The organism is Kitasatospora sp. NPDC001159 (assembly GCF_053598235.1).
This window is the reverse complement of sequence record NZ_JBSFJV010000065.1, coordinates 18,707-41,884: the sequence shown is the minus strand read 5'-3', so window position 1 is coordinate 41,884 and position 23,178 is coordinate 18,707. Positions and strand designations below refer to the sequence as shown.

Annotated in this window: 23 protein-coding genes and 1 pseudogene; 10 read left to right on the top strand and 14 right to left on the bottom strand. The window is 68.2% G+C overall.

Annotated features, from left to right (window positions below):
* Positions 1-33: 33 nt before the first annotated feature.
* The 4 genes from ACWC9T_RS28080 (at position 34) to ACWC9T_RS28065 (ending at position 3,785) form a co-directional block, all read left to right on the top strand.
* Complete coding sequence (locus ACWC9T_RS28080; RefSeq protein ID WP_449808043.1) at positions 34-744, top strand: SDR family oxidoreductase; 711 nt, start codon at positions 34-36, stop codon at positions 742-744.
* Between the two features lie 102 nt (positions 745-846).
* On the top strand, positions 847-1,344 hold the full coding sequence (locus ACWC9T_RS28075; protein WP_449823846.1) for a regulator component: 498 nt from the start codon (positions 847-849) through the stop codon (positions 1,342-1,344).
* An 18-nt stretch (positions 1,345-1,362) separates the two neighbouring features.
* Positions 1,363-2,607, top strand: coding sequence for an MAB_1171c family putative transporter (locus ACWC9T_RS28070; protein WP_449823845.1), 1,245 nt, complete (start codon positions 1,363-1,365; stop codon positions 2,605-2,607).
* 2 nt (positions 2,608-2,609) lie between these two features.
* Complete coding sequence (locus ACWC9T_RS28065) at positions 2,610-3,785, top strand: cytochrome P450 family protein (protein ID WP_449823844.1); 1,176 nt, start codon at positions 2,610-2,612, stop codon at positions 3,783-3,785.
* A gap of 106 nt (positions 3,786-3,891) precedes the next feature.
* Here ACWC9T_RS28065 and ACWC9T_RS28060 read toward each other — a convergent pair.
* Positions 3,892-4,062, bottom strand: a pseudogene (locus ACWC9T_RS28060) (IS701 family transposase); the annotation flags it as partial.
* Between the two features lie 166 nt (positions 4,063-4,228).
* On the opposite strand from ACWC9T_RS28060, the gene ACWC9T_RS28055 reads away from it, so the two are divergent.
* The gene (locus ACWC9T_RS28055; protein ID WP_449823843.1) at positions 4,229-4,729 is read left to right on the top strand and encodes an NUDIX hydrolase; all 501 of its coding nucleotides are present in this window, start codon (positions 4,229-4,231) and stop codon (positions 4,727-4,729) included.
* Positions 4,730-4,789: 60 nt separating this feature from the next.
* Here ACWC9T_RS28055 and ACWC9T_RS28050 read toward each other — a convergent pair whose 3' ends face one another.
* Positions 4,790-5,587, bottom strand: coding sequence for a methyltransferase domain-containing protein (locus tag ACWC9T_RS28050; RefSeq protein ID WP_449823842.1), 798 nt, complete (start codon positions 5,585-5,587; stop codon positions 4,790-4,792).
* A 346-nt stretch (positions 5,588-5,933) separates the two neighbouring features.
* Between ACWC9T_RS28050 and argS the strand changes: the two genes are divergently transcribed.
* Positions 5,934-7,658, top strand: a complete 1,725-nt coding sequence (gene argS, locus ACWC9T_RS28045) for an arginine--tRNA ligase (RefSeq protein ID WP_449823841.1) — start codon at positions 5,934-5,936, stop codon at positions 7,656-7,658.
* 17 nt (positions 7,659-7,675) lie between these two features.
* On the opposite strand, the gene ACWC9T_RS28040 is transcribed toward argS, so the two are convergent.
* The 3 genes from ACWC9T_RS28040 to ACWC9T_RS28030 all read right to left on the bottom strand — a co-directional run bounded on the left by ACWC9T_RS28040 (position 7,676) and on the right by ACWC9T_RS28030 (position 10,195).
* On the bottom strand, positions 7,676-7,816 hold the full coding sequence (locus tag ACWC9T_RS28040) for a hypothetical protein (protein ID WP_449808036.1): 141 nt from the start codon (positions 7,814-7,816) through the stop codon (positions 7,676-7,678).
* Between the two features lie 250 nt (positions 7,817-8,066).
* A complete protein-coding gene (gene serS / locus ACWC9T_RS28035) occupies positions 8,067-9,365 on the bottom strand; it encodes a serine--tRNA ligase (protein ID WP_449823840.1) in 1,299 nt (432 codons plus the stop codon).
* A 425-nt stretch (positions 9,366-9,790) separates the two neighbouring features.
* Entirely contained in the window at positions 9,791-10,195 is a 405-nt protein-coding gene (locus ACWC9T_RS28030; RefSeq protein WP_449823839.1) for a GNAT family N-acetyltransferase, read from the bottom strand.
* A gap of 250 nt (positions 10,196-10,445) precedes the next feature.
* Between ACWC9T_RS28030 and gltX the strand changes: the two genes are divergently transcribed.
* On the top strand, positions 10,446-11,807 hold the full coding sequence (gene gltX, locus ACWC9T_RS28025; RefSeq protein ID WP_449823838.1) for a glutamate--tRNA ligase: 1,362 nt from the start codon (positions 10,446-10,448) through the stop codon (positions 11,805-11,807).
* A 272-nt stretch (positions 11,808-12,079) separates the two neighbouring features.
* Positions 12,080-13,837, top strand: coding sequence for a lysine--tRNA ligase (gene lysS, locus ACWC9T_RS28020; RefSeq protein WP_449823837.1), 1,758 nt, complete (start codon positions 12,080-12,082; stop codon positions 13,835-13,837).
* Positions 13,838-13,932: 95 nt separating this feature from the next.
* Here the strand turns inward: lysS and ACWC9T_RS28015 are convergent, their stop codons facing one another.
* Genes ACWC9T_RS28015 through ACWC9T_RS27985 form a run of 7 tightly spaced genes read right to left on the bottom strand, consistent with a single transcriptional unit; the run spans position 13,933 to position 20,000 of the window.
* Positions 13,933-14,472: an AAA family ATPase gene (locus ACWC9T_RS28015; RefSeq protein ID WP_449823836.1), complete on the bottom strand. Its 540-nt coding sequence runs from the start codon at positions 14,470-14,472 to the stop codon at positions 13,933-13,935.
* Between the two features lie 26 nt (positions 14,473-14,498).
* Entirely contained in the window at positions 14,499-15,344 is an 846-nt protein-coding gene (locus ACWC9T_RS28010; protein ID WP_449823835.1) for a class I SAM-dependent methyltransferase, read from the bottom strand.
* Complete coding sequence (locus tag ACWC9T_RS28005) at positions 15,341-17,107, bottom strand: amino acid--tRNA ligase-related protein (RefSeq protein ID WP_449823834.1); 1,767 nt, start codon at positions 17,105-17,107, stop codon at positions 15,341-15,343. The genes ACWC9T_RS28010 and ACWC9T_RS28005 overlap by 4 nt, the downstream gene beginning before the upstream one ends.
* Positions 17,104-17,757 carry a hypothetical protein gene (locus ACWC9T_RS28000; RefSeq protein ID WP_449823833.1) on the bottom strand — a complete coding sequence of 218 codons (654 nt, stop codon included), beginning with the start codon at positions 17,755-17,757 and terminating at the stop codon, positions 17,104-17,106. The genes ACWC9T_RS28005 and ACWC9T_RS28000 overlap by 4 nt, the downstream gene beginning before the upstream one ends.
* Complete coding sequence (gene dcd, locus ACWC9T_RS27995; protein ID WP_449823832.1) at positions 17,750-18,289, bottom strand: dCTP deaminase; 540 nt, start codon at positions 18,287-18,289, stop codon at positions 17,750-17,752. The genes ACWC9T_RS28000 and dcd overlap by 8 nt, the downstream gene beginning before the upstream one ends.
* Positions 18,286-18,789 carry a dCTP deaminase gene (locus ACWC9T_RS27990; RefSeq protein ID WP_449823831.1) on the bottom strand — a complete coding sequence of 168 codons (504 nt, stop codon included), beginning with the start codon at positions 18,787-18,789 and terminating at the stop codon, positions 18,286-18,288. Before ACWC9T_RS27990 ends, dcd begins: the two co-directional genes overlap by 4 nt.
* Positions 18,786-20,000, bottom strand: coding sequence for a cytochrome P450 (locus ACWC9T_RS27985; RefSeq protein ID WP_449823830.1), 1,215 nt, complete (start codon positions 19,998-20,000; stop codon positions 18,786-18,788). The genes ACWC9T_RS27990 and ACWC9T_RS27985 overlap by 4 nt, the downstream gene beginning before the upstream one ends.
* A gap of 318 nt (positions 20,001-20,318) precedes the next feature.
* Between ACWC9T_RS27985 and ACWC9T_RS27980 the strand changes: the two genes are divergently transcribed.
* Together ACWC9T_RS27980 and ACWC9T_RS27975 are read left to right on the top strand one after the other, a co-directional pair.
* Positions 20,319-21,176: a helix-turn-helix domain-containing protein gene (locus ACWC9T_RS27980; protein WP_449823829.1), complete on the top strand. Its 858-nt coding sequence runs from the start codon at positions 20,319-20,321 to the stop codon at positions 21,174-21,176.
* Positions 21,173-21,472, top strand: a complete 300-nt coding sequence (locus tag ACWC9T_RS27975; RefSeq protein ID WP_449823828.1) for a DUF397 domain-containing protein — start codon at positions 21,173-21,175, stop codon at positions 21,470-21,472. Before ACWC9T_RS27980 ends, ACWC9T_RS27975 begins: the two co-directional genes overlap by 4 nt.
* Positions 21,473-21,522: 50 nt before the next feature.
* Here ACWC9T_RS27975 and ACWC9T_RS27970 read toward each other — a convergent pair whose 3' ends face one another.
* Together ACWC9T_RS27970 and ACWC9T_RS27965 are read right to left on the bottom strand one after the other, a co-directional pair.
* Positions 21,523-22,293: a class I SAM-dependent methyltransferase gene (locus tag ACWC9T_RS27970; RefSeq protein ID WP_449823827.1), complete on the bottom strand. Its 771-nt coding sequence runs from the start codon at positions 22,291-22,293 to the stop codon at positions 21,523-21,525.
* Between the two features lie 52 nt (positions 22,294-22,345).
* Positions 22,346-23,176: a hypothetical protein gene (locus ACWC9T_RS27965; RefSeq protein WP_449823826.1), complete on the bottom strand. Its 831-nt coding sequence runs from the start codon at positions 23,174-23,176 to the stop codon at positions 22,346-22,348.
* Between the last annotated feature and the right edge of the window lie 2 nt (positions 23,177-23,178).

Here is a 23,178-nt window from a genome sequence, read left to right as displayed (position 1 = left end):
TGTCGTCGTCAGCGCGTGTACGGGAGAAGCACCATGTCGGGTCGTTCTGTTCTGGTCATCGGCGGAAGCCGCGGGATCGGTCTTGAGGTCGCTCGCCAGATGGCCGACCACGGAGACCAGGTGGCGGTCACCTCCCGGTCCGGCGAGGCTCCTGCGGGGCTGTTCGCCGTGAAGTGCGACGTGACGTCGCCCGCGGATGTCGAGCAGGCGTTCGCGGTAGTGGAAGCCGAGCACGGCCCGGTCGAGGCGGTCGTCGTCAACGCTGGCGTCACCCGCGACACCCTCCTTCTCCGCATGTCAGAGGACGACTGGGCTGCGGCCATCGAGACCAACCTGACCGGGGCCTTCCGATGTGCCAAGCGAGCCCTGCGCTCGATGCTGCGCGCACGGCGAGGCGGCAGGCTGGTGTTCATCTCGTCGGCAGTTGCGCTTGCGGGCGAGGCCGGCCAAGCCAACTACGCCGCGTCCAAGGCCGGCCTGATCGGGTTCGCCCGCTCCGTGGCTCGGGAGTACGGCAGCAGGGGCATCACCTCGAACGTGGTGGCCCCTGGTCTCACGGCGACCGATATGACCACCGTCCTGGGCCAGGAGCGGCTCGACGAGATCGTCGCCCGGGTTCCGCTGGGCCGAATCGCCCAGCCCAGCGAGATCGCGGCGGCGGTCCGCTTCGTGGCAAGCACCGAGGCCGGGTACATCACGGGGGCGGTCATCCCGGTCGACGGCGGCGCCGCCATGGGTCACTGACGCTCCTTCCCGGACGCGGGCTTCAAGTCCCGCACCGTGCTGATCGCCCGACCACGTCCTGTACGGGTTCCGCAACAGGCTCGTCTTCTTCCAGGGGTGACCATGGACAGCAGCCAGCTCCGAGCTGCATGCGAGCAGCGCCTCGCCCTCCTCGAACTGCCCCATCGCTTTGGCACCCAGCAACTCCGCGAAGCGGTAGCCACCCTGCGGGGCAAGCCGATCGTCTTCCGCCAGCTCCCGGCAGACGCCGGCAACTCCACGCCGTGCGGCATCCGAGTCGAGACGCCGTCGGCCGACCTGCTCTTCGTCGAGCAGGGCACATCCGCCGCGCACCAGATGCACATCCTGGCGCACGAGATCAGCCACATCCTCTGCGACCACCCGGGTTCCCTGGCTCTGGGCGACGGCGTCGCCGAGAGCATCGGGTTCAACCCGACACTCGCGCTGCGGATGTCGGGCCGTACCACCTACACCACGGCAGACGAGCGCGAGGCCGAACTCCTGGCCACGCTCATCCGCCAGCGCGCCTACCGCGAGAGGCTCCACCCATCGCCTCGTCCGGCTCGAGCCGACGAGCGCTGGGACGCCATCTTCTCCTGACCCTTCCAAGGAACTCACGTGATCAGCGCCATCTTCGGCGGGATGCCCATCCTCCTGCTGGCAGCTTCCCTCTACTGGGCGCTCAGACGCCGAGCTGGCCAGCGCCCGGCCGGCACAATGAGCATGTCCGCCTTCCTCGCCTGCTTCGCCGTTGCATTCAGCGCCTACGCTCCGGTGGTTCGCAAGCTGGAGGACTCAATCGCGCTCGACTTCTCCCGGCTGGTGAGCAACTCCGCGACCCTTTCCGCGGCAGCGAGTGTGACCTCGGTCCTGCTCTTCCTCAATTACCCCGCTGCGGAGGCCCGCCGCCGGCTCCGGATCCGTCTCCGGCTCCTAGCCCTGGCCGTCGCGACGATGACAGCGGCTTTCGCGCTCACGCCGCCCTCTCTCGTGTGGAGCGCTTCCGAGCGTCAAGGCTCCCTCGACGAAGCCCCCGTCACCCTGCACCTGTATTCGCTGGCCTACATCTGCTTCCTCGCCTACGCGATCTTCGACTGCCTCGCCCAGACCTGGACCCGGTCGCGCACCGCCACTCGCACCAGCCAGCGAGTCGGGCTTCGGACCACCGCCGTCGGCTGCGTCTTCGCTCTCGTCTACACGGCGTACAAGACGATCAATGCCGTTGCAGCGACCCTCGGTTGGGAAGCGATCCCCGGGCATGACCGCTGCACGAGCCTGATCACTCCGGTGAACTGTGCCTTCGCTGTCACCGCTCCAGCAGTCAGCGTGCTGCTCATCACCTTGGGCTTGACCCTCCCGGCGCTCCTCTGGCCGCTGACGCGCTACCTCCAGCAGCGCTGGGAGCTTCGGTCGCTCGCCGACCTCGAGCCGCTCTGGCTCGACCTCACCGCCGCGATGCCCGGACTCGTCCTCCAACCGGACGCCAGCACGGCCGAAGCCGACTTCCTCCTGCAGCGCCGAGTCGTTGAGATCAGCGACGCCGTCCTCACTCTCCGGCCCTACCGGTCGCTCGCGGCTCAGCAGGAGGCAACCAGAGAGGTGGAACGCCATGGACTCGCCGGCTCGGCCGAGGGTGGCGCCGTTGTCGAGGCTGCGGTGCTGGCCGTCGCCCTGCGGACGATGGTCGGCGGTGGCTGCCCCCAATCCGAGCGTGCTCCGCAGGCGCCCGGCACTGAGGCCCGCGCGGGAGACCTCCGCGCCGAGACGGCCTGGCTACGCTCGGTCGCGCGGGCCTACGCCGCGAGCAGCATCGTCCGATCCGTACGACAGCCCCACTTGGTTCCCGAGACCGCGAACGGATGACCATGAGCAATCCCTTCCAGGACCCCGGCTTCTTCCGGGATCCGTACCCGACGTACGCGGCGCTCCGGCGCAACGGAGCCGTGCAGAAGCTCCCAGGCGCCGGGCACAAGGCTGGCTACGTGGTGACGGGCTACGCCGAGGCGAAGCAGGCGCTCGCTGACCCGCGGCTGTCAAAGGACACGAAGCGCTTCTTCGCCGGCAAGGAGACGGGGCGCAACCTCCACCCAGCCGTATCGCAAAGCATGCTGGCCACCGATCCGCCAGGCCACACCAGGCTGCGGCGCTTGGTCACGAAGGCGTTCACCCCCGGTGCGGTTGACCGCCTGCGCCCGTACATCGAGAACGTGGTCGACGAACTGCTCGACCATTGGACGCCCGGCGAACAAGTCGACGTCATCGAGACCTTCGCCGTCCCACTCCCCGTCACCGTGATCTGCCAGCTCCTGGGAGTACCAGAGACCGACCGGGAGTCGGTCCGCCGATGGTCGAACGACCTGTTCGCCGCCGGGCAACCCGACCGGATCGACGCCGCCTCGCACGCCGTCGCCGACTACATGGCCGACCTCATCGCCGCCAAGCGCCGTACGCCCGACGACAGCCTGCTCCACGACCTGATCCGCGCCCGCGACGGCCAGGACAAGCTCAGCGAGGACGAACTCGTATCCCTCGCGGTGCTCCTGCTGGTAGCCGGCCACGAGACCACCACCAATCTGATCGGCAACGGCCTCCTCGCACTGCTCCAGGCCCCCGACGCACTTCACCGCTTGCCCGAGAGACCCGACCTCGTCGAGGCCTCCATCGACGAGCTTCTTCGGCTCGACTCTCCGCTGAGCACGGCCACCTTCCGGTTCACCACCGAAGCGATCAGCCTCGGTGGCACGGAGATCCCGGCAGGCTCACCGGTGCTGATCGCGCCCGGCGCCGCCAACCGCGACCCCGCCCGCTTCCCCGAGCCGGACCGACTCGACCTCGACCGCGACGCCCAGGGCCACCTCGCGTTCGGGCACGGCATTCACCGATGCCTCGGCGCTCCGCTGGCACGGGCGGAGGGCGAGATTGCGCTTCGGGCACTCATCACGCGCTTTCCACAGCTTCACCTCGCCATCCCCAACAGCAAACTGCGCTGGCGGCACACACGGTTGATGCGAGGACTGGAGTCCCTGCCAGTCATACCGTGAGCGGAGCGGGCAAGGGCATTGTGGTGGCCTACTGCGCTTTCCGAAGCTGCAAACGGGGCTACCGTTGGATGCTCCGGCGTCGCGGAGCCTCATAGACCCGCCTGCCCCACTTCGCCCGGTGCAGCAGGTGCTGCATGCCGTCCGGGGTGGCGTCGCCCGCGTGCTCGGCCAGAGTCCAGCAGTTCTTGCGCGGCAGGTCAGACAGCAGGCCCAGCACCAACGCCCGTGCTCGGCGTCGGGGTTCGACCCGGGCAAACCGGCCAGCGATCCGGTCCATCGCCTGGTCGAACATCGACCGCCATCGGGCAGGCACCACGCTGTGACCTGCGGCCACCGCCTGATCTTCGTTTGTCCACACAACTTGCGGTGATCACCGGTGGCCGCAGCCGTCTTCGCGTCGGCCCTGAATACCGGCGGACTGGCCATCACGTACGGTCTGTGGCATGACGGTAGACGTTTCGAAGACCCCAGTACCCCGGGTACAGCTGGTCATTGGCATCGTCCGCAGAGGCAACGAGATCCTGCTCGTGCGAGAGAACCTCGGCGCCGACGGCGAGATTCTCTGGTCCCTCCCCGGTGGCGGGGTCGAGGACGGCGAGCTCATGCACGAAGCCCTCCGGCGCGAGCTACAGGAGGAGACCGGGCTGGTGGGCGACCCAGTGCGCACCGCATTCCTCATGCACATCGACTCCGAGCAGTACCCTTCGGCGTTGGCAGCTGCTTTCGAGATCGACGAGTGGTCGGGGAACGTCGCGCCGGAGGACGAGGACATCAAACAGGCCGCCTTCTTCCCCCTGCCCGACGCCCTGAAGCTGCTCGGCGAGCTGGACAGCGCAACGCAGCGGGAGCCCATCGTTGGCTATCTGACCGGGGGTGTCGCGCCAGGAACCACTTGGTTGTACCGCAACCGGGGCAAGGAGGAGACGCTCGTCGCCCGCTGGTGATGCCAGCCAGTGGCCACCACACGAAGATCACGATCTATGGCTGGAGTAGCGCGCCTCACACTACGCCAGACGCTTGGCAGTTACGACTACTGCCGTCTCAGCGAAGAAGAACCGCGCGCCCGCAGCCGCCTCCTGCACCGCCGCGTGCCATGCCTCGACCTCCTCGACGTCTACAAGGCCCTTCCCCTGCGAGGCTGTGTGGGTCAGCGCTTGCCTCATGTTCTCGATGCGCCGTGCTGCTTGGCCGACCAGCTCAGTTGAGGACGTGACCCAGGTGGCAACCCGCTCCGAGACCAACGGCGATGCCCGGACCAGCCCGGGCAGCTTCCGGCCAATTCGTCCATCTGCGTGATCCATCCACTGCTGCTGATCATCGGTGAAGGCATGGCAGATCCGTCTGTCCAGGTCGCGGTGCGCCCCTGCAATCACGATCGAGTCGAAGTCCACGTGCGCCACGACCGCGCGGCCGCCAGGTTTGAGTAGCCGCCAGGTCTCCGCGAGGAACGCAGGCGCGTCCGGAAGGCACTCGAGCACGTTGTACGAGACAACCGCATCAGCACAGCCATCTGGCAGGGGAACGGGCTGGCGGAGGTCCGTCACCAGAACTTCGCTACCGCCGGCGTGATCAGCAAGCAGCTCCCGGGCTGCTTCGACACTTGCGGCAGAGCGATCGACGCCGGTCAGATGCACTGTCGGGAACCGACGGGCGAAGGCCGCCAGCGTGGGTCCCCTTCCACAGCCGAGATCGATCACTCGCCCGTTTGGCGGTGGTTTCGCCGAGTCGACCAGGTGATGGTGAATTGGCTCATCCTCTTCGGACATCCCGGCTTCTCCATCGGTGCTGCGGGCAGCGGACAACTGACCATCCTTGCAAGAAGAACGGTGACCGGCTGCGTGAAGCCGGAAGCACGGATTTCTCACCGCCGGCCAGTAGCGCGACGGCTGTTCTGGGTGAGCGGAGGGCGGTACCGGCCATGACATCTCGGGCAGTTCTGACCTGTGGTGATTCATAAGCTATACGTCCTTGACGGTCAATCAATCGACCCTTGCCGCAGCCCGTCCGGATGATTTCGCAGCGGCGAGCCCGACAGCTGGTAGGGCAGTCGGGCTCTGCAGCAACAAGAGGGCGATCACCGGATCTACTCCTCGTCAGATCTGCGGCTGGGATTGGACGCCTCTCCTTCGGCTCGGCTAGATTTTTGAAATGGCTAACCTGGAAGAGCTGCTGGGTCAGCGGCTCAAGTCGGCGTTCGAGGCAGTGGCGGGAACTTCCGTGGACCCCCTCCTCCGACGATCCCGGCACACGCACTTCCAGTCCGACGCCGCCCTGCCCCTCGTCCGCGAGATCGGCGGCAACCCGCGCGAGATCGCCGCGCAGGTGGTAGCAAAGGCCAAGCTCGACGATCTGTGCTCGTCCGTGGAGATCTCCGGACCGGGTTTCATCAACCTGACCATCTCCGACGAGCTCCTCGGCCAGTTGCTGGCCGATACGCTCGATGACGCCCGTCTGGGCGTTTCGCAGGTCGAGGCCCCCGAGACGATCACTATCGACTACTCGGCCCCGAACGCCGCCAAGGAGATGCACGTCGGCCACCTCCGGTCGACGATCATCGGCGACGCCGCCGTACGCCTGCTCGAATGGCAGGGGCACACGGTGATCCGCCAGAACCACATCGGGGAATGGGGCACGCCGTTCGGCATGCTCGTCGAACACCTCCTGGACATCGGCGAGTCCGAGGCCGCCCACGAGCTGTCCGTAGGTGACCTCAACGGCTTCTACCGGGCCGCTCGCACGAAGTTCGACACCGACGAGACCTTCAAGGACCGGGCCCGCAAGCGCGTGGTTCTGCTACAAAGTGGGGACGAGACCACGCTGCGCCTGTGGCGCACCCTGGTCAACGAGTCGAAGAAGTACTTCCTCACCGTCTACAGCACGTTGGGCGTGCGCCTGAACTCGGATGACTTCTTCGGGGAGAGCTACTACAACGACCAGCTCCAGTCGGTTCTGGACGAGTTGGACGAGCTCGGGCTGCTCCGTGACAGTGAAGGCGCCAAGTGCGTCTTCCCCGGCGACTACCTCAACCGCAACGGCGACCCGCTGCCGATCATCGTCCAGAAGGGCGACGGCGGGTTCGGCTACGGCGCCACAGACCTCGCCACCATCCGGCACCGCCTGAAGAACCTGCACGCCACCCGGCTGCTCTACGTCGTTGGCCTGCCCCAGCACCAGCACCTCGAGATGGTCTATGAGACCGCCCGCGAGGCCGGCTGGCTCGCCCCGCCGACCCGTGCCGAGCACATCGGCCACGGCTCGATCCTCGGCAGTGACGGCAAGATGCTGCGCACCCGCGCCGGCATCTCCGTCAAGCTCGTCGACCTCCTGGAGGAGGCGATCATCCGGGCCTCTGCCGTCATCGCGGAGAAGAACCCGGAGCTGGACGAGGAGACCCGTGCCGCCGTTGCGCGGGCTGTGGGGATCGGCGCGGTCAAGTACTCCGATCTGTCGACCGACCGCCTCAAGGACTATGTCTTCGACTACGACCGGATGCTCTCGTTCGAGGGCAACACAGCCCCCTACCTGCAATACGCACGGGCCCGGATCTGCTCGATCTTCCGCCGCGCCGGGGTCGAGCCCGACCGCACCATCGACACATTGGTCATCGCGGAGCCGGCCGAGCGTGCCCTGGCACTGGAGTTGCTCGGCTTCGGCACCCTGATCTCCGAGATCGCGGAGAACCTGGAGTTCCACCGGCTCGCGCACTACCTCTACGGGCTGGCCAGCACCTTCACGTCGTTCTACGAGAAGTGCCATGTGCTCCGTGCCGAGGGTGACATCCGGCAGAGCCGATTGGCGCTGTGCGACCTCACCGCGCGGACCTTGGCGCTCGGCCTGGAAGTGCTCGGGATCGACGCGCCCAACCAGATGTGACGCGGTTGCCCCACCGGCTACCGCGGTGGGGCAGGACGCCAGTTGATCAGCTCCGTCGAGGAGTACGACCGGTACCGCCGGTCGTACTCCTCGACGCTTTCCACCCCGTAGTCGAGCGCCGTACGGTAGACGTCGATCACCGATGCACCCCGCTCCACAGCGCCTCCTTGAGGCGCATGATGGGGACCCGGCGGATCATGCGACTGCGTTCGGTCGGATCCTTCTCCAGTTGCGTCGCCGACTGTTGGCGCTGAGGGTCTGGCGCGCCTGGTCCGTGAATACGTCGATGTCCGCGCGCACCATCTCCCAGACGGCCGTAACGGCCATGTGTCCCGCATCGCCGACCTGTGCGGGACCGGGTGTAGTCCACTCGCCGGATGTGCTGTTCCGGGCCTGCCGGCGGTACGACTACCTAGGTGCTGCCGGGGTCAAGGACTTGCAGCCGAGCCAGCGTTGCAGCACCGACGGCACCGCGACGGTGCCGTCCGGCTGCTGGTGCTGTTCCAGCAGGGCCGGCACCAGGCGGCTGGTAGCCAGCCCGGAGCCGTTAAGGGTGTGCACGTAGCCGGGCTTTCCTGTTGCGGCGCGGTAGCGGATGTTGCCGCGCCGGGCCTGGTAGTCCCGGGCGTTCGACACCGAGCTCACCTCGACATAGCCGTCGATGCTGGGCAGCCAGACCTCGACGTCGAAGGTCTTGGCCATCGAGGCGCTGGTGTCCTCGGCGGCCAGCCGGGTGATTCGGTGGTGCAGGCCGAGTGCCTCGACCAAGTTGGCCGCCTTGGTCAGGAGTTCCTCGTGGGCGGCGTCGGAGGCGTCGGGGTGCGCGAACTGGAACATCTCGACCTTGTTGAACTGGTGGCCGCGAAGGGTTCCACGGTCGGCGGCGCGGTAGCTTCCGGCCTCGCGCCGGTAGCAGGGCGAGTAGGCGACGTACTTGCGCGGAAGTTCGTCCTCCGTCAGGACCTCGTCGCGGTGGAGGTTGACCAGGGCGGTCTCCGAGGTCGGCAGCAGGAACCGCTGCGGCCCGGCCGGACCCTGTTCGAGTGCGAAGACGTCCTCGGCGAACTTGGGGAACTGGCCTGCGGCGTAACCAGCCTGATAGGTCAGCAGGTGGGGCGGCAGGATCAGCTCGTAGCCGTCCTGAACGTGGGTCTCGATGAAGAAGTTGAGCAGCGCCCATTCGAGGAGGGCGCCGTTGCCTCGGTAGACCCAGTTGCCGGTGCCGGCGAGCTTGACGCCGCGCTCGTAGTCGATCAGCCCGAGTCGGCGGGCCAGATCGACGTGGTTGTGCGGCTCGAAGTCGAAGTCCGGACGAGTGCCGTGCTCGCGGACGACCTGATTCTGCTCCTTGCCACCGGTCGGCACGTCCTCGTCGGGCAGGTTGGGCAGCTGGTCGAGGAACGCCTGGCGCTCGCTGGCCAGGGCGGTGAGCTGCTCTTCGAGTGCGGCAAGGCGGGTACCGAGTTCGGTTGCCTCGGCGCGCTTGGCGACGGCGGCTGGGTCCGCCGGGTCGAGCCGCGCGATCTCGCGAGAGATCTGCTTGCGCTCGGCGCGAAGCGTCTCGACCTCGGTCGTGCCGTGCCGGTACTTCTCGTCCAGGGCGAGGAAAGCGTTGAGGTCGATGTGAACGGCTCGCTTCGCCATTGCGCGCTCGACGCGCTGGGGGCGTTCGCGGATCACGGTGATGTCCAGCATTTCGGGTCCCATCGATCAGTCGGAGTGCGACGTGATCCCTTGGGGGCGTGGGCGAGAAGGGAACTCGCGGTGCCACCACGCCTTCGCCGTCATCCGGAGGTGACGGCCTCGACAGCTCGATAACGGGAGCGAACCGGCGGGGCATTGGGCCGCAGCCGACCGTTCCTCCCCGCACTCGGGAGGGGATTCACCGTAGGACGCGAGACTGCCTTCCCAGCTGCCGGCAGCTCTCTCGGCTCGCGTGCCCTGCGGCTACTTGTCTCCGTCAGCGCATTGCCCAGAGGATAGGACGCTCGGGCACCGCGAGCAACGCAGAATTGCCGCGTCTAGATTTGAGCCGATCACCCTGAGTGACGTCGCGCTGGGTGCGGATCGCTGTCTTGCCAGCTCAGCAGCCCCCTGCCGCCAGTCCTCGTGAAACTGGCGACCGAAGCTGATCAGCGCCGCTTGGCGACCTTGCCGGGCCCGAAAAGCCTCATGGAGCGCGCGTTCTTCTCGAAGCCGAGCGAACGGTACAGCTCTGCGCCGTCAGTGCTTGCGTTGAGACTGACCAACCCGCAGCCCTGCTCCCAGAACCAGCCGATGAGCCTGGTCGTGACCGCTCTGCCGTTCCCTTGGCGGCGGTAGCCCGGTGTCGTCCAGAGAAGATGCACGTACCCAGTCCGCCCGCTATACGTCGGCCCTGGCGGCGCTTGGTAGATGCTTCCGAGTGCTACCGAGACGAGACTGCCGGCTGGCCCGTCGACGACGAATCCGGCCATGTCCTCAGCGCGGGTGAGTCCATCCATCAGGTAGGCGGTGAGATCCTCGAACCACCGGCCAGTCGGGGTTGCCTTGATCATCTCCGCGCGGAAGTGGGCTATCGACAGCGCATCAGTGCCTGTCGCTCTCCGTACATCCACATCGGCTCGTCCTTCGATCGGGTGACCTCGCGATACGCCTCTGGACGCCCGGGGGCGAGGCACCTGTCCACCATCAGGTGAACACCGATCACAGTGAACGGCAACTCGAACCCACCGGCGCCGCTACCGTGTTCGCATGACCGTTGCCCCTTCGCCTGTTCGCGTCCGCTTCGCTCCGAGCCCCACGGGCATGTTCCACGTCGGTGGCGCGCGCTCGGCTCTCTACAACTGGGCGACCGCACGACAGCGCGGCGGCAAGTTCGTCCTGCGGATCGAGGACACCGATGCGGCTCGTAACCGCGAGGAGTGGACCGAGGGAATCATCAGCGCGCTCGCGTCCATCGGCATCTCGAAGGCGGACCCGGCGTTCGAAGGCCCCTACTTCCAATCGGAGAATGAGACCCGGCACCGCGAGGCCGCCGCCGGACTGTACGAGGCCGGCTTCGCGTACTACTGCGACTGCACGCGCGAGCAGGTGACCGAGCGCACCGGTTCCCAGCAGCTCGGCTACGACGGGTTCTGCCGCGAACGCGGCCTGGGCTTCGAGGCCGGCCGGGCCCTGCGATTCCGCACCCCTGACAGGGGGGTCACCGTAGTGGTCGACCTGATCCGCGGCAATCCCGAGTTCCCCAACGCCGCCATCGAGGACTTCGTGATCGCCAGGGGTGACGGCAGCCCGGTCTTCCTGCTGGCCAACGTGGTGGACGACCTCGACGAGGGGATCACCCAGGTGATCCGTGGCGAGGAACACCTCTCGAACACCCCCAAGCAGCAGCTGCTGTGGCGCGCTCTGGGCGCCGAGCCCCCGATGTGGGCGCACCTGCCGGTCATCGTGAACGAGAAGCGGCAGAAGCTCTCTAAGCGGCGCGACAAGGTGGCTCTTGAGGACTACCTGGCCGAGGGCTACCTGCCGGAGGCGATGGTCAACTACCTGATGCTGCTGGGCTGGGGCCCGAAGGACGACGTCGAGATCCGTCCCTACACCGAGCTGGAACAGCTGTTCCGCATGGAGGACGTGAACGGCTCCTCGGCGTTCTTCGACGTCAAGAAACTGGCCTCGTTCAACGGCGAGTACCTTCGGGCACTTTCGGTGGACGAGTTCGTGGCGGCGTGCGCGCCGTGGGTGTCCGCGCCTCGGGTCCCGTGGTCGGCGGACGCGTTTGATCCGGCGCAGTTCGCCGCCGTGGCCGGCCTGGCGCAGACGCGGATCTCAGTGCTGTCGGAGATCACCGCGTACGTCGACTTCCTGTTCCTGGACGAGCCGGTGCGCGACGAGGCCTCGTGGGCGAAGGCCATGAAGGAGGGGTCAGCGGACCTGCTTCGGGAAGCGCGGCGGCGGCTCGCCGAGGCCGTGTGGGAGACGGCCTCGCTCAAGGCGGTTCTGGAGGAGACAGCGGCCGTCTTCGGGTTGAGGCTGGGCAAGGCCCAGGCTCCGGTCCGGGTGGCAGTGACCGGCCGGACGGTGGGGCTGCCGCTGTTCGAGTCGTTGGAGGTGCTCGGCCGCGAGCGGACCTTGGTGCGTCTGGACAAGGCTCTGGCCGAGTTGGCGTGATGCCCGGGGGCGACACTGTGCGCCTTCCGGCTGCTCAGCGCAGATCGACGCGGACGACCCGGAATAGACGGGGCCAAGGAAGCCAGCGGCCTTGGCGTCCGCCCTCCAAGCGGCGTCAGGTTTCGTCATCCGGTCGAGATGACATTGAGCACCTTGAGTCGTTCTTCTGGAATCGAGCGGCCGAGCGCTGTTGTGGCATCGTCCCAGCGCGCGCGGCTGCTGGTCGAGGTGTTGCGCGAACTCGTCCCCCTGCTGTCGCATGCAGCCGATGCATGCCCGAGGCTTTCCGCTGCCTGTCGCGGCGCGGTCTCAACCAGGTTCAACCGCCTCTACCCTATATACACCTGAAGGACCATCAGCTGGAGGATCTTGACGTGGGCGTGAAGCAGAGCGATTGGGTGGCCGCAGCTGCGGACCAGGTGATCGCCGAGGGAAAACGCCGTGGCGGGGCTCCGCTGGTGTGCGCATCCGGGGTCAGCCCGTCCGGCCCGATCCATCTTGGGAACCTGCGCGAGATTATGGTGCCGCACTTCGTCGCGGACGAGATTCGCCGCCGAGGTCTGGAGTGCCGGCACCTACTGTCCTGGGACGACTACGACCGGCTCCGGAAGGTGCCAGCTGGCGTCCCGGCGAGCTTCTCTGAGCACATCGGCCGACCGCTGACCGCGGTGCCCGATCCCTGCGGTGAACACGAGAACTGGGCGGAGCACTTCAAGGCGCCGCTTCGTTCGGCCTTGGCCCAACTGGGTGTCGAGGTTGACGAGATCAGCCAGACGCAGATGTATACGTCGGGGGCCTACCGTGAGCAGATCGTGCACGCGATGCGTCACCGGCAGCAGATCGACGGTGTCCTCGGCCGGTACCGAACGAAGAAGGCCGAGGTGGAGGCGGAGCAGGACGAGGAGGACCTGGCCGCCGCCAGCGCGGGGGACTACTACCCATATCGGCCGTACTGCGAGGTCTGCGGACGGGACTCCACCGCGGTCACCAGCTTCGACGACGCCAGCACGCAGATGCGGTACCGGTGCGAGTGCGGTCATTCAGGTGACTTCGCGCTCTCCGAGACGGACGGCGGGAAGCTGGTCTGGAAGGTGGACTGGCCGATGCGCTGGGCCTTCGAGGGCGTGACCTTCGAGGCCGGCGGCGTCGACCACTCCTCACCGGGCTCGTCGTTCACCGTCGGATCGCAGCTGGTGCGCGAGGTCTTCGACGGGCTCCCCCCGTCGTATCTCGGGTACAGCTTCGTGGGGATCAGCGGTATGGCGAAGATGTCTTCGTCGAAGGGAGGTGTCCCCACCCCGATCGACATCTTGGAGGTCTTGGAGCCTGCCGTGCTGCGGTGGCTCTACAACCGCCGCCAACCGCGCCAGTCGTTCCAGATCGCGCTGGACCAGGAGATCCTGCGGCTCTACGACGAGTGGGACGCACTCGAGCGCAAGGTGACTGCGGGGACGGCGACGGACCTTGATGTCGCGGTACGGGCCCGTTCGGTCGGTCCGGCGGCCGGACCACTGCCGTCCACGCCCCGGCCTCTGCCGTTCCGCACGCTGGCGTCGGTGGCGGACGTGGCGGCCGGCGACCCGGAGCAGACGCTGCGCATCCTCCGGGACTTCACTGTTGAGGAACCGCTCGCCAGTTTGGCGGAGTCCCAGCCCCGGTTGGACCGCGCGCAGACGTGGGTGACCACCTACGTCCCGGCCGAGGACCGTACGCAGGTTCGCACTGAGCCCGACCGGGCCCGGCTGGAACAGCTGGCCCCTGCGCAGCGGAAGGCGCTGAAGCTGCTTCTGGATGGCTTGGACGAGCACTGGTCGCTCGACGGGCTGACGTCGCTGGTTTACGGGGTGCCGAAGATCCAGTCGGGACTGCCCTTGGATGCTCCGGCGTCGCCGGAGCTGAAGGCCGCGCAGCGGGAGCTGTTCGTGCTGCTGTACGAGCTGCTGGTTGGTCGGGACACCGGTCCTCGGCTTCCTACCTTGCTGCTGGCGCTCGGTGCGGACCGGATTCGGTCGCTGCTGACCGTGGCGTAGACGGGAGGCTGCGGAGGCTGATCGCGGGCCTCCTCGCTGATCACCCCCGAGGGCCGGGTCGGAGCGTGATGCTTCGGCCCGGCCCTCGGTGTTGGTCAGGCTGCCGGTTGGCGCCTGGTGCGGGTGAGGATCTCGTCGGCGATCTCGGTGGCTGGGCGGTGTTCGGTGTCGATGTGGTCGGCGAAGGCCGGCTGGCTCAAGGCTTCGAGGCAGCGTTCGACCTGATTGCCCTCCCAGCTGAGCGGTCCCCACTTGTCGGGGCGTTCGCCGCGCTCTCGCAGACGGTTGCGGATGGCAGCGGCCGGGGCCAGCAGGGTGAAGTGCCGGACGTCATGGCCGGCGTCGCGCAGTGGTTGGACGATCTGGTCGAAGACGGCGTGGCGGGCGATGGTCATGGGGACGACAATCGGGCGGTCGTAGGTGCGGGCGGCCTGGTCGATCATGCAGTGGGTGAGCGGCGGCCAGAGGGGCTCCAGCTCGAACTCTTCGGTGCGCAGGGGCGCGGGAAGCTGGGCCCAGAGCATGTGCCCGAGGTCCTCGGGATTGATGACCAGGGCCTGTGGCAGGCGTTCGGCGAGAAGGGCTGTGGTAGTGCTCTTGCCCACGCCGAACGGGCCGTTGACGAAGATGATCACGGAAGCGGGGCCTTTCTGCTGGATGGTCAGAAAAGCTCGACGTAGCGGTTCGGGTAGGCGTGGGCGTCGTACCGCAGGACGAGCACGGTGTACCGCTGCTGTGCGCGCAGGGTGTTGGTGGCGTGCTTGATCTCGCGCAAGCGGTCGGTCATGGCGGTGCGGACGGCGGGGTCGGTGTTGCCGCTCTGGGCGACGGCGCGGTCGACGGTGGAGCGGCAGTAGTGGTCGATGGCGTCGTCGGGCTCGGGGGTGAGGGCGTGGTCGGTCTGGTGGAGGACGTCGAGGCCGGTGAAGAGGGTGAGGGCCTGGTCGCGGGTCTCCATGGGACTGGTGATGCCGAAGACCTCGCGGCGGACGGCGGCGGCGTGCTCGGGCAGGGGCTCGGGGGCCCAGAATGGAGCGGCGAGGACGTATCCGCCATCGTCGAGGAAGCCGAGTAGCCGCGTCGCCATCGCGGGCGGGTCGGGGAAGAAGCCGAGTGCGGCGCCGATGGCGATGTGGCTGAAGGTGTGCTCGGGCTGGTAGGTGGTGCCGTCGGCCTGGTGGTAGGTGAGGCGCAGGGCGGGGTCGAGGAGGCCGTGGTTGAAGCGGGCGAGGGCGACCGAGTCGACGCTGAGGTCGAAGCCGGTGGCGGTACAGCCGGTGAGGCGGGCGAGTTCACGCGAGGTGAATCCGGTCGTGCAGGCAACGTCGAGCAGGTGGTGCTGGGGGCCGAGGCGCGAGTGCAGGGCCCAGGTGTTGAGCGTGGCGTGGGCACCGGGCATCACGTTGGTCTGGTTGATCATGGCGACGAAGTCGGGGTAGCTGGCGGCCCAGACTTCGGCGGAGGACCTGGGCACCGTGGGCAGGGGCCAGGTGAGCGTGGTGGTCATGGAGTCCTCTCTGTGGTGGGCAGCGTCGGGATGCGGCGTTGGGCTGGTACGCGGCGGGGGTGGAGGGCGGCCAGGCGGGTGACGCTCATGCCAAATCCGGTGCATGGGGGTAGTCCGCTGTCGTACAGGTCGATGACCTTCTGGTACGTGCGGCGGACCAGGTGACGATCGGCCGTGAACTGGGCGGCGAAGGCGTCGGCCAGCAGGTGGGGGTCCCGTTCGTTGGCGGCGATCTCTGCCAGTTCGAGGCCGTCGGAGTACAGCCAGATGCGCTGGGCCTGGCGGCCGGTGCCGGCAATCAGGGGCGAGGCGGGGCCGGGGATGTCGGTGATCGCCGTCAGGCCGCTCAGCTGCTGTCGGACGCTGTGGCGCCACAGCCGTCGGGCCAGGCGGTCGGGGTCGTCGGTTCGCTCGGCGGTGTAGGGGGTGCGTTCGGCGGCGAGGGACTGGACAGCGGTGGTGTCGGCGGGGTCGATTCCGGTGATCTCGCGGAAGGCGTCGTCGAAGGTCCGGTGGGTCAGCGGGGCCGCGATGCCGGTGGTGGCCGTGACGAGGTCGGCGAGGTAGACGGTGGCCTGATCGAGGGTGAGGTCGGCCGCGTACGCCTCCAGCATCACGAACTCGACTGCGGGCCGCGCTCGTTGGCCCTCGTTGCGGAAGGAGGGGCCGATCTCGTAGCAGCGGGTGGTGCCGGACGCGATGACAGCGAGGAGGTCGAGTTCGCTGGTGACGCGCAGGTACTGGCGGCGTTCGGCGGCGTGCGCCCAGGTGGTGAACGGCCGTGCCGATCCGCCGAAGTAGCCGTCGGTGAGGACGGGGCTGATGGTCTCGCGGAATCCTCCGGCGGCGAGGTGATCGCGCAGCGGGCCGAGGACCGGGGTGAGGTGGGCGGCAGGCGGTAAGGGCGGTGGTGCTCCGGGTTCGTGGCGTTCCAGGTGGCGGACGAAGAGGGTGGGGCGGCCGGTTCGGCTGGCCGAGCAGGTGCCTCGGACGACGACGAGGTCTCCGGTGTGCAGGCCCGCGGCGGCGGCGGGGTCGAAGGCGAGCTGGGCGGTGTGGCGGTCCCAGGCGAGGTCGGCGAAGGCGACGTGGCTGTGGGTGCGGACGGCGGTGACGCGGCCGGACAGGGTGAGGACTTGGTCGGAGGCCGGCCAGGCAATCCAGTCGGCGGTCGGCAGCAGGTCGGAGCCGCGCTCGCCGGTCCGGGCGTGGCTTCGCGGAACGGGGGCGAGCGGGTCGTTGGGGGCGGTGAGGGTCAGCAGGAGGGTGACCGGGTCGTCGGTGCGGGGGTCGAGGAGCCAGGCGGTGCGGCGGAGCAGGTCGCGGTGGAGACGGTTGTCGGTGTCGGGCAGCAGGCGCAGGAGGTGGAGGACGGCGGCGGCGCGCAGGGCAGTGAGGCGGCAGGGGATGACGGCGGTGAGGGTACGAGCGGCGACGGCCAGCCGGGTGGGGTCGGCGGTGCCGTGGGGCCAGGGCGGCCGACCGGGTTCGGCGGCGGCGACGAGGGCGTGGTGGAGGATGTCGAGTTCGCGCGGGCCGCGGGTGGCCGGGTCGGTGTGGAGGGTGACGGCGGGGTGGGGGCCGTGGCCGAGGAGGCGGGCGATGCCGGCCAGGAGCTCGTCGGTGCCGTCGGCGGGGTGGGTGGTGAACAGCACGGCAGCGGCGCTGAGCAGGTCGACGGGCGCGTCCCAGGTTGAGGGCGGGGTGGAGGCGTGGGTGGCAGTGATGGCGTTGGTCAGGGTGGTGAGGCTGGTGGGGGTCATGTCGTCTCCGGGTTGGTCGGGCTGGGGCTCCACCAGGTGACGGGCGGGTCGCCGGGTTTGAGTGCGGCGACGAACTTGGCGGCCTCGCAGGTTTGTTGAGCGAGGTCGGCGTCGTAGGGGCTGCCTGCGGCGCGGTGGGCCTCGCGGATGCGCTTCCGGATAGCGGGGGCGATGACGGTGCCCTTGGGGGTGGCGTGCCGGTCGAAGGAGTGGACGGGTTGGAGAAGGAGGAAGGTGGAGGCCGATCCGCGGGTCGAGCGCGGGGAGGTCGCCGGGTAGCAGGGCGCGAAGACGACCAAGAACCAGCGGATGCCGGCGAGGCTCAGCCACCAGCCGTCGGCGCCCGCGTGCGCGAGTTCGGCGGTTGGGTCGGCTCCGGACTGGGCCAGCAAGCTGGTGACGGTCGCGCGGACGGTGGTGGTGAGGGCGTCGAGGGTGGCGCCGAGGCGGGGGTTGGTGAGTTGGAGGACCAGGCCGTCGAGTTCCTCGTGCTCAATGCGGCACGCGAAATCTGCGAGGGCTGGCCAGGCTGCTCGGCCGACCTCGTACGGGTCGGCCCCTGGGTAGGCGGGGACGGCCTCGATGCGGGCCCGGGCGGCGAACAGGCAGGCGGAGCCGCGTTGGATGGCGGCGAAGCCGTCGTCAGCCACGGGTGGCCACCGCCCAGGCGTCGAGGTGGCTGCGCGAGGCCAGTGGTCCGTCCGCGCCCTGGTACTTGCCGTTGTAGAGCTGGTCGATCTCGCCGTAGGTCTCCCACCAGCTGACCTGCGCCACCGGCATGCCGGGATAGAGGACCGTGGGAAGGGTGGCGTACAGCTGCAGCGTGGAGCGCCCGTAGAAGCCGAGGTCGATAAGGTCGGCGGTGCAGTGGGCGAACGTGCCGCGGCGGGCGAACCCGGATGTGGCATGCACGATGGGGACGAGCGTGTCGCTGCCGAAGCGTTCGACGGTGTGGCCCAGGACGAAGTCACCGCGTTCGAGCTGGTAGCCGGCCGAGGGGATCTCGCGGTACTCGACCTCGGGCTCGCACGTCGGGTCGAGGACCTGGTCCAAGTAGACGCCCACGCGGTTTCCCAGGGCCAGGTCGTAGCTGTTGGTCGTGCAGCGGCGCGGGTCGAACGGGTCGATCTTGATGCGGCCCTGCTCGACTTCCCGGGCGATCTGGGGGCCGGTGAGGATCACGACAGTGCTCCAATCAGCATCTGGGACTCGCAGGGGTGGTTGAAGCGGGCGTAGGTCGCCGAGCTGGGTTGGATGAGCCCGGTGTTGTGCCAGAAGCTGACCTGGCCGGCGACCATGCCGGGGTAGATCCGGATCGGCAATGCTGCGACGATCTCCAGCGTCCAGCGGTGGCAGGAGGTGGTGTGGCCGAGGTCTGCCGACAGCTGGAGGAACAGCCCGCGGCGGCCGTTGCTGCTGCATCCGATCAGCCGCATCGCGAACAGGGTGCTGCCGATCGTCTCCTCGGTGTGTCCGAGGTACATCCGGTGCGGCTCCAGCACGAAGCCCTCGTCCGGCAGCTTCATCTCCAGCCACGTGCCGGTGTGGTCGTCGAAGACCTTCAGCCCGCGGCCCAGGTGGTAGTTGATCGAGTTGGGGTTGACGGCGGCCGGGTCGTAGGGAGAGAAGACGATGTGGCCTTGAGCGATGAACCGCCGGATGGCCTCGCCGGTGAGGATCACCGTTTCGCCTCCCGTTCGACGCGCACCGGCAGGAAGGTCGCGGAGCGGATCACCTGCGAGGGTTTCCAGGTCGCTCCGTCCTCCACGTGAAGCCGACTGCCCCGCCGCAGAACGGAGCGCATCACGGCGGCGGCCTCCATACGGGCCAGCGCGGCACCGAAGCAGGCGTGCGGGCCGTGGCCGAAGCCTACGTGCGGGTTCGGCCGCCGTCCGGGCCGGAACTCCTGCGGCCGCTCGAACACCTCCGGGTCGCGGTTCGCAGACGCCTGCAGCAGCACCAACCGTCGGCCCGCCGACACCGGGATACCGAAGACCTCGCAGTCCGCGGTCGCCGTCCGGGCGGTGATCAACGCCGGGCCGTCCAGGCGCAGGACCTCCTCGACGAACCCGGCTACGGACTGATCCGAGCCGACCGCTGCCTCCGCCAGTTCCGGGTGATCCGCCATCGCAGCGAGCAGCGCGCCGATCAACCCGGTGGTCGTCTCATGGCCGCCGATCAGCAATGCGATCAGATTGGCCACCGCCTCCTCCAGGGTGAGGCGCTCCCCGTGCTCCTCCACCTCGATCAGGTCCGAGACGATGTCTACGGTCGCCCGGGTGCGGCGGTGCTCGACGAGGCCGGTGAAGTAGTCCCACAGGCCGGCCCAGGCGCCAGCGAGCCGCTTCTCCTGGTCGTCGGTGAGCGCGGGCTCGGTGAGCAGGATGACGTCGTCGGACCAACTCTTGACGAGGTTCCGGTCGCTGTCCGGGATGCCCAGCAGTGCGCAGATCGTGTGGACCGGCAGGGGCTCCGCGATACTGCCCACCCCGTCACCGCCGCCGGAGGCCACGAACCGGGACACGAGCGCGTCGGCCGCCACCGCTATCTGGGGCTCCAGGGCGGCGATCCGGCGAGGCGCGAACGCCTTAGCCAGAAGGCCCCGCAGCCGCGGGTGTTGCGGCGGATCCGCATAGAGCACCCAGGATGCGACTGGTTCGAGCACCGGGCGGAGCACCGGGCGGATCTCATCCAACATGCCGACGGCGGTCGGCGCGCACACGAAGCCCGGGTGCCGGAGCAGGTGGCGCACTTCCTGGTGCCGTGTGAAGACGAGCCGTCCGCTGCCCAGGTCCGGGCAGTCGATGGCCCGAGGCCCTCCCCCCAGAGCGGTGAGCGCAGCTTCACGCCCATCCCCCGAGGAGAGGGCCCTTAAGACAGTGGCCTGGTCCATGTTCCTGCCTCCCATCCGCCCGGTGTCGCGAGGAGCCAGCCCGGACCGTCGCGAAACCGGACGGACGTAGCACCAGGCGGGGAGGCTCACAGGGCGGCAATCAGGCCGTGGCGTAACAAAGTTCGAGGGGCGACGGGAGGCGCCTGCCGGTCGCAGCTGGCGCGCGGTCCCGATCCCGACCGTGAACCGATGATGACGCTATGTCAGACAAACGGCAAGAGGGTCGAAAAGGAAACCCTGTCCCTTTCGGTGAACGGGCATATGCGAGCTTCTGCCCAAGCGCTAGCCTTTCCTCAACGCAGGAACAGGAGGTGGAAGGTGGCCGTCGAGCCGACCCCGCGACGACGCCGACTCGGCAGGGAAGTCCGGCACGCCCGTCAGCGCCTCGGCTGGAGTCTCGAGGAGGCCGCCGAGAAGCTCGGGTACAGCTCTGCCTCAACCATCTCGAAGATCGAGAACGGCACGCAGGGCATCAAGCTTCAACAACTTCCGCACTACTTCGCCGTCTTGGAGATCGGCGATCCTGTCGTCCAAGCAGCATGGCGTGAGATGGTCCGAAACGCGCGCGACCGCAACTGGCACCAGCAGTACCCAGGCGTCGCGGACGATCCCCTCGGCGACTACCTGGTGAACTTGGAGATCGCCGATAGCTTGTTCATCTGGTCCCCGGTCGCTGTCCACGGACTTCTCCAAGCCGACGAATATGAGTTGGCCGTGATCATCGCCGGCCGCGCTTGGAAGAGCGACGCGGACATCCAGCGCTTCATCACCGTGCGGCGGAACAGCCGCCGAGCGGCCCTCTCCCGCAAGACTCCACTCCGGATTTGGGCAGTGCTCACCGAGGCACAACTACGCCAGGAGGTCGGAGGACGGACGACGGCCCGCGCTCAGGTGCTCCACCTGATCGAACTCGCCAGTACCCACCGGAACATCGTCATTCAGGTCATCCCCCTGTCACATGGCGCACACGCCGGCTGCGACGGTCCATTCATGGCCTGGACGTTCCCGACCGGCCACGACTCGGTCACCATCGAGGGCATGAAGACCGCACTCCACCTCAACGACCCCGCAACGGTGGCGGACTACCGCACCACCAGCGATCACCTGAAGACAGACGCCCTGCCGCCGAAGGAATCGCTCGAACTTCTCGCTCAAATCGCCAAGGATCTCTCGTGACTCACGACCCCCGCCTCTTTTCTGCTGACTCCAACAGCGTCGTCACTGCCGACGAGAAGAACCACCTCGATCCATCATGGGTCAACAAGCAGCTGGAACAGGCGGAATGGCTGACGGCCAGCACCGGCGGAAGTAACTGCCTCGAAGTCGCCTTCTTGGACCGCGGCATGGTCGGATTCCGTGACTCCCTGAACAAGACCAAGGACCCGCTCCTCCTCTCGTGGGGCGAATGGGCGGACTTCCTCGCTGGCGCGAAGGCCGGCCGGTTCGATCGCCCCGGTCCTGCCGACGCCTGATACCGAGCCGGACTGTCACTACCTGCTCCCCCAGGCAAGCCACTGACGACTCACCGCGTACCGAAGCTTCCAGGGCCGTCCGTATCGCACACCTGGGAGCTTCGGGCGTTGGCCAGCCACAGCCCTTTGTATTGGATCATGGGGTGCCGGTGGTCTGCTCTGGTAGTGCCGGCCGGGACGTAGCCCCAGGATCGCACCAAGTCCTGCGTCGTGGTCCGGCCTCGTTCCTCGTTGTAGACGCCGATGATCAGCCGCCCGCCAGGGGCGACGACATGGTCCAGCAGATGGGCCACGTACGCTCCACGCAGGTCCGTCGGCACGTAGTCCAGGCCGGTGCGGACGGCGTTGAAGCGATGTGGAGGCTTCCAGCCCATGGCGTTGGCGGTCCAGATCCGATGCGCCCACTTCGGACAGCGGGTTCGGGCGAGGTCGGCGAGGGCTGTGGAGATCTCCACTCCGTAGGGCTCGATAGGGATCCCTGCTTCAGCCGCCCAGTTGGTCAGGCTCTCCAGCAGGTGGCCGTTGGCGCATCCGACGTCGAGGAACGTCCCGCCGTGGGGCGGGAGCAGGTCGACGAGCAGGCCTCGGGCTTCTCGCCATCGCGTCTCGTCACCGCTGTGGCCGGACTGGGCCCGCGGGTTGTCACCGTTGAGGTAGGCCGGTTCGATGACGCCCAGGACGGCGGTGTGCCACTCGGTAGCCGTGATCTCGCCCGCCTGGTACGCGTCGTCGATGGGTGCCAGATCGCGCCAGCCTCGCTCCTTCGCGCTCGCGATGTCCTCGGCCTCGTGGCCGACCGGACGGCGTGTGGTGGGGTCCATGCGTTCTCCTTCCCTATTCGCTGACGGTGGCGCCTTGCAGTCAGGGTGACGTTCAGTCCCCTTGAAGAGCGTGGACCAGCCGCGCGGCCTCCCGGCGCGCCGGCCCCATTCGCGGGTCGTTCGGACCGGCGTGTGGTCCGACGATCTTCGCCAGCACGAACAGCTGCATCACCATCCCGTCGCGGCTCTCAAGGTCTGCCCGGCGCTCCCTGCGTACCCGGTCCGCGAGCGCCGGTACGGCGAGGGAGGCGGCGTACAGCGACGCCGAGTCGAGTCCGCCTGGCGCCATTCCCCAGTCCTCCCAGTCGAACATGCAGAACTCACCAGGGCCGGTGACATTCGCCCAGTTCAGGTCGGCGTGAGCAGGACACCACCGCTCCACCCGAGTGTCGTGCGCTCCGGGAAAGGCGGCCTTGATGGTGTCGTCGACCAGCTGCTGCGTGATCCGTTCGGTGTCCGGGGCCGCCACCCGGGCCGTTCGTTGAAGGGCCAGCTCTGCCAGCGAGGCGTTCAGCGAACGCCACCAATCGTCCGGCAGCTCCGGGTCGACTGTCACCACCGCGGGTCCGACCGGGAGTTCGCGCAGCAGCGAGATCTCGTCCGCGTGCCAGATCGCCTGGTCGTCCGGGTCCTGCCATGTCGCCGACCCGTACCAGCGTGGCATCGCCACGCCGGGCAACACCGCTGCGGCTTCGAATCCGCCCCAGCCCTGTTCCCGCGCCCGCGACCAGGGGCGGCGCTCGACCCGGGTCCAGCTGCCGCGGTCGGTGCCGGCTCCGACCGTCCGGCGCTTGCGCACCACGCTGCGCCGGTCCAGCCTCGTGCCGAGGCGCTGCTCCACCTGGTCCAGGACGTGATCGACGGGCTCCTGCCGGAGGTCCATGG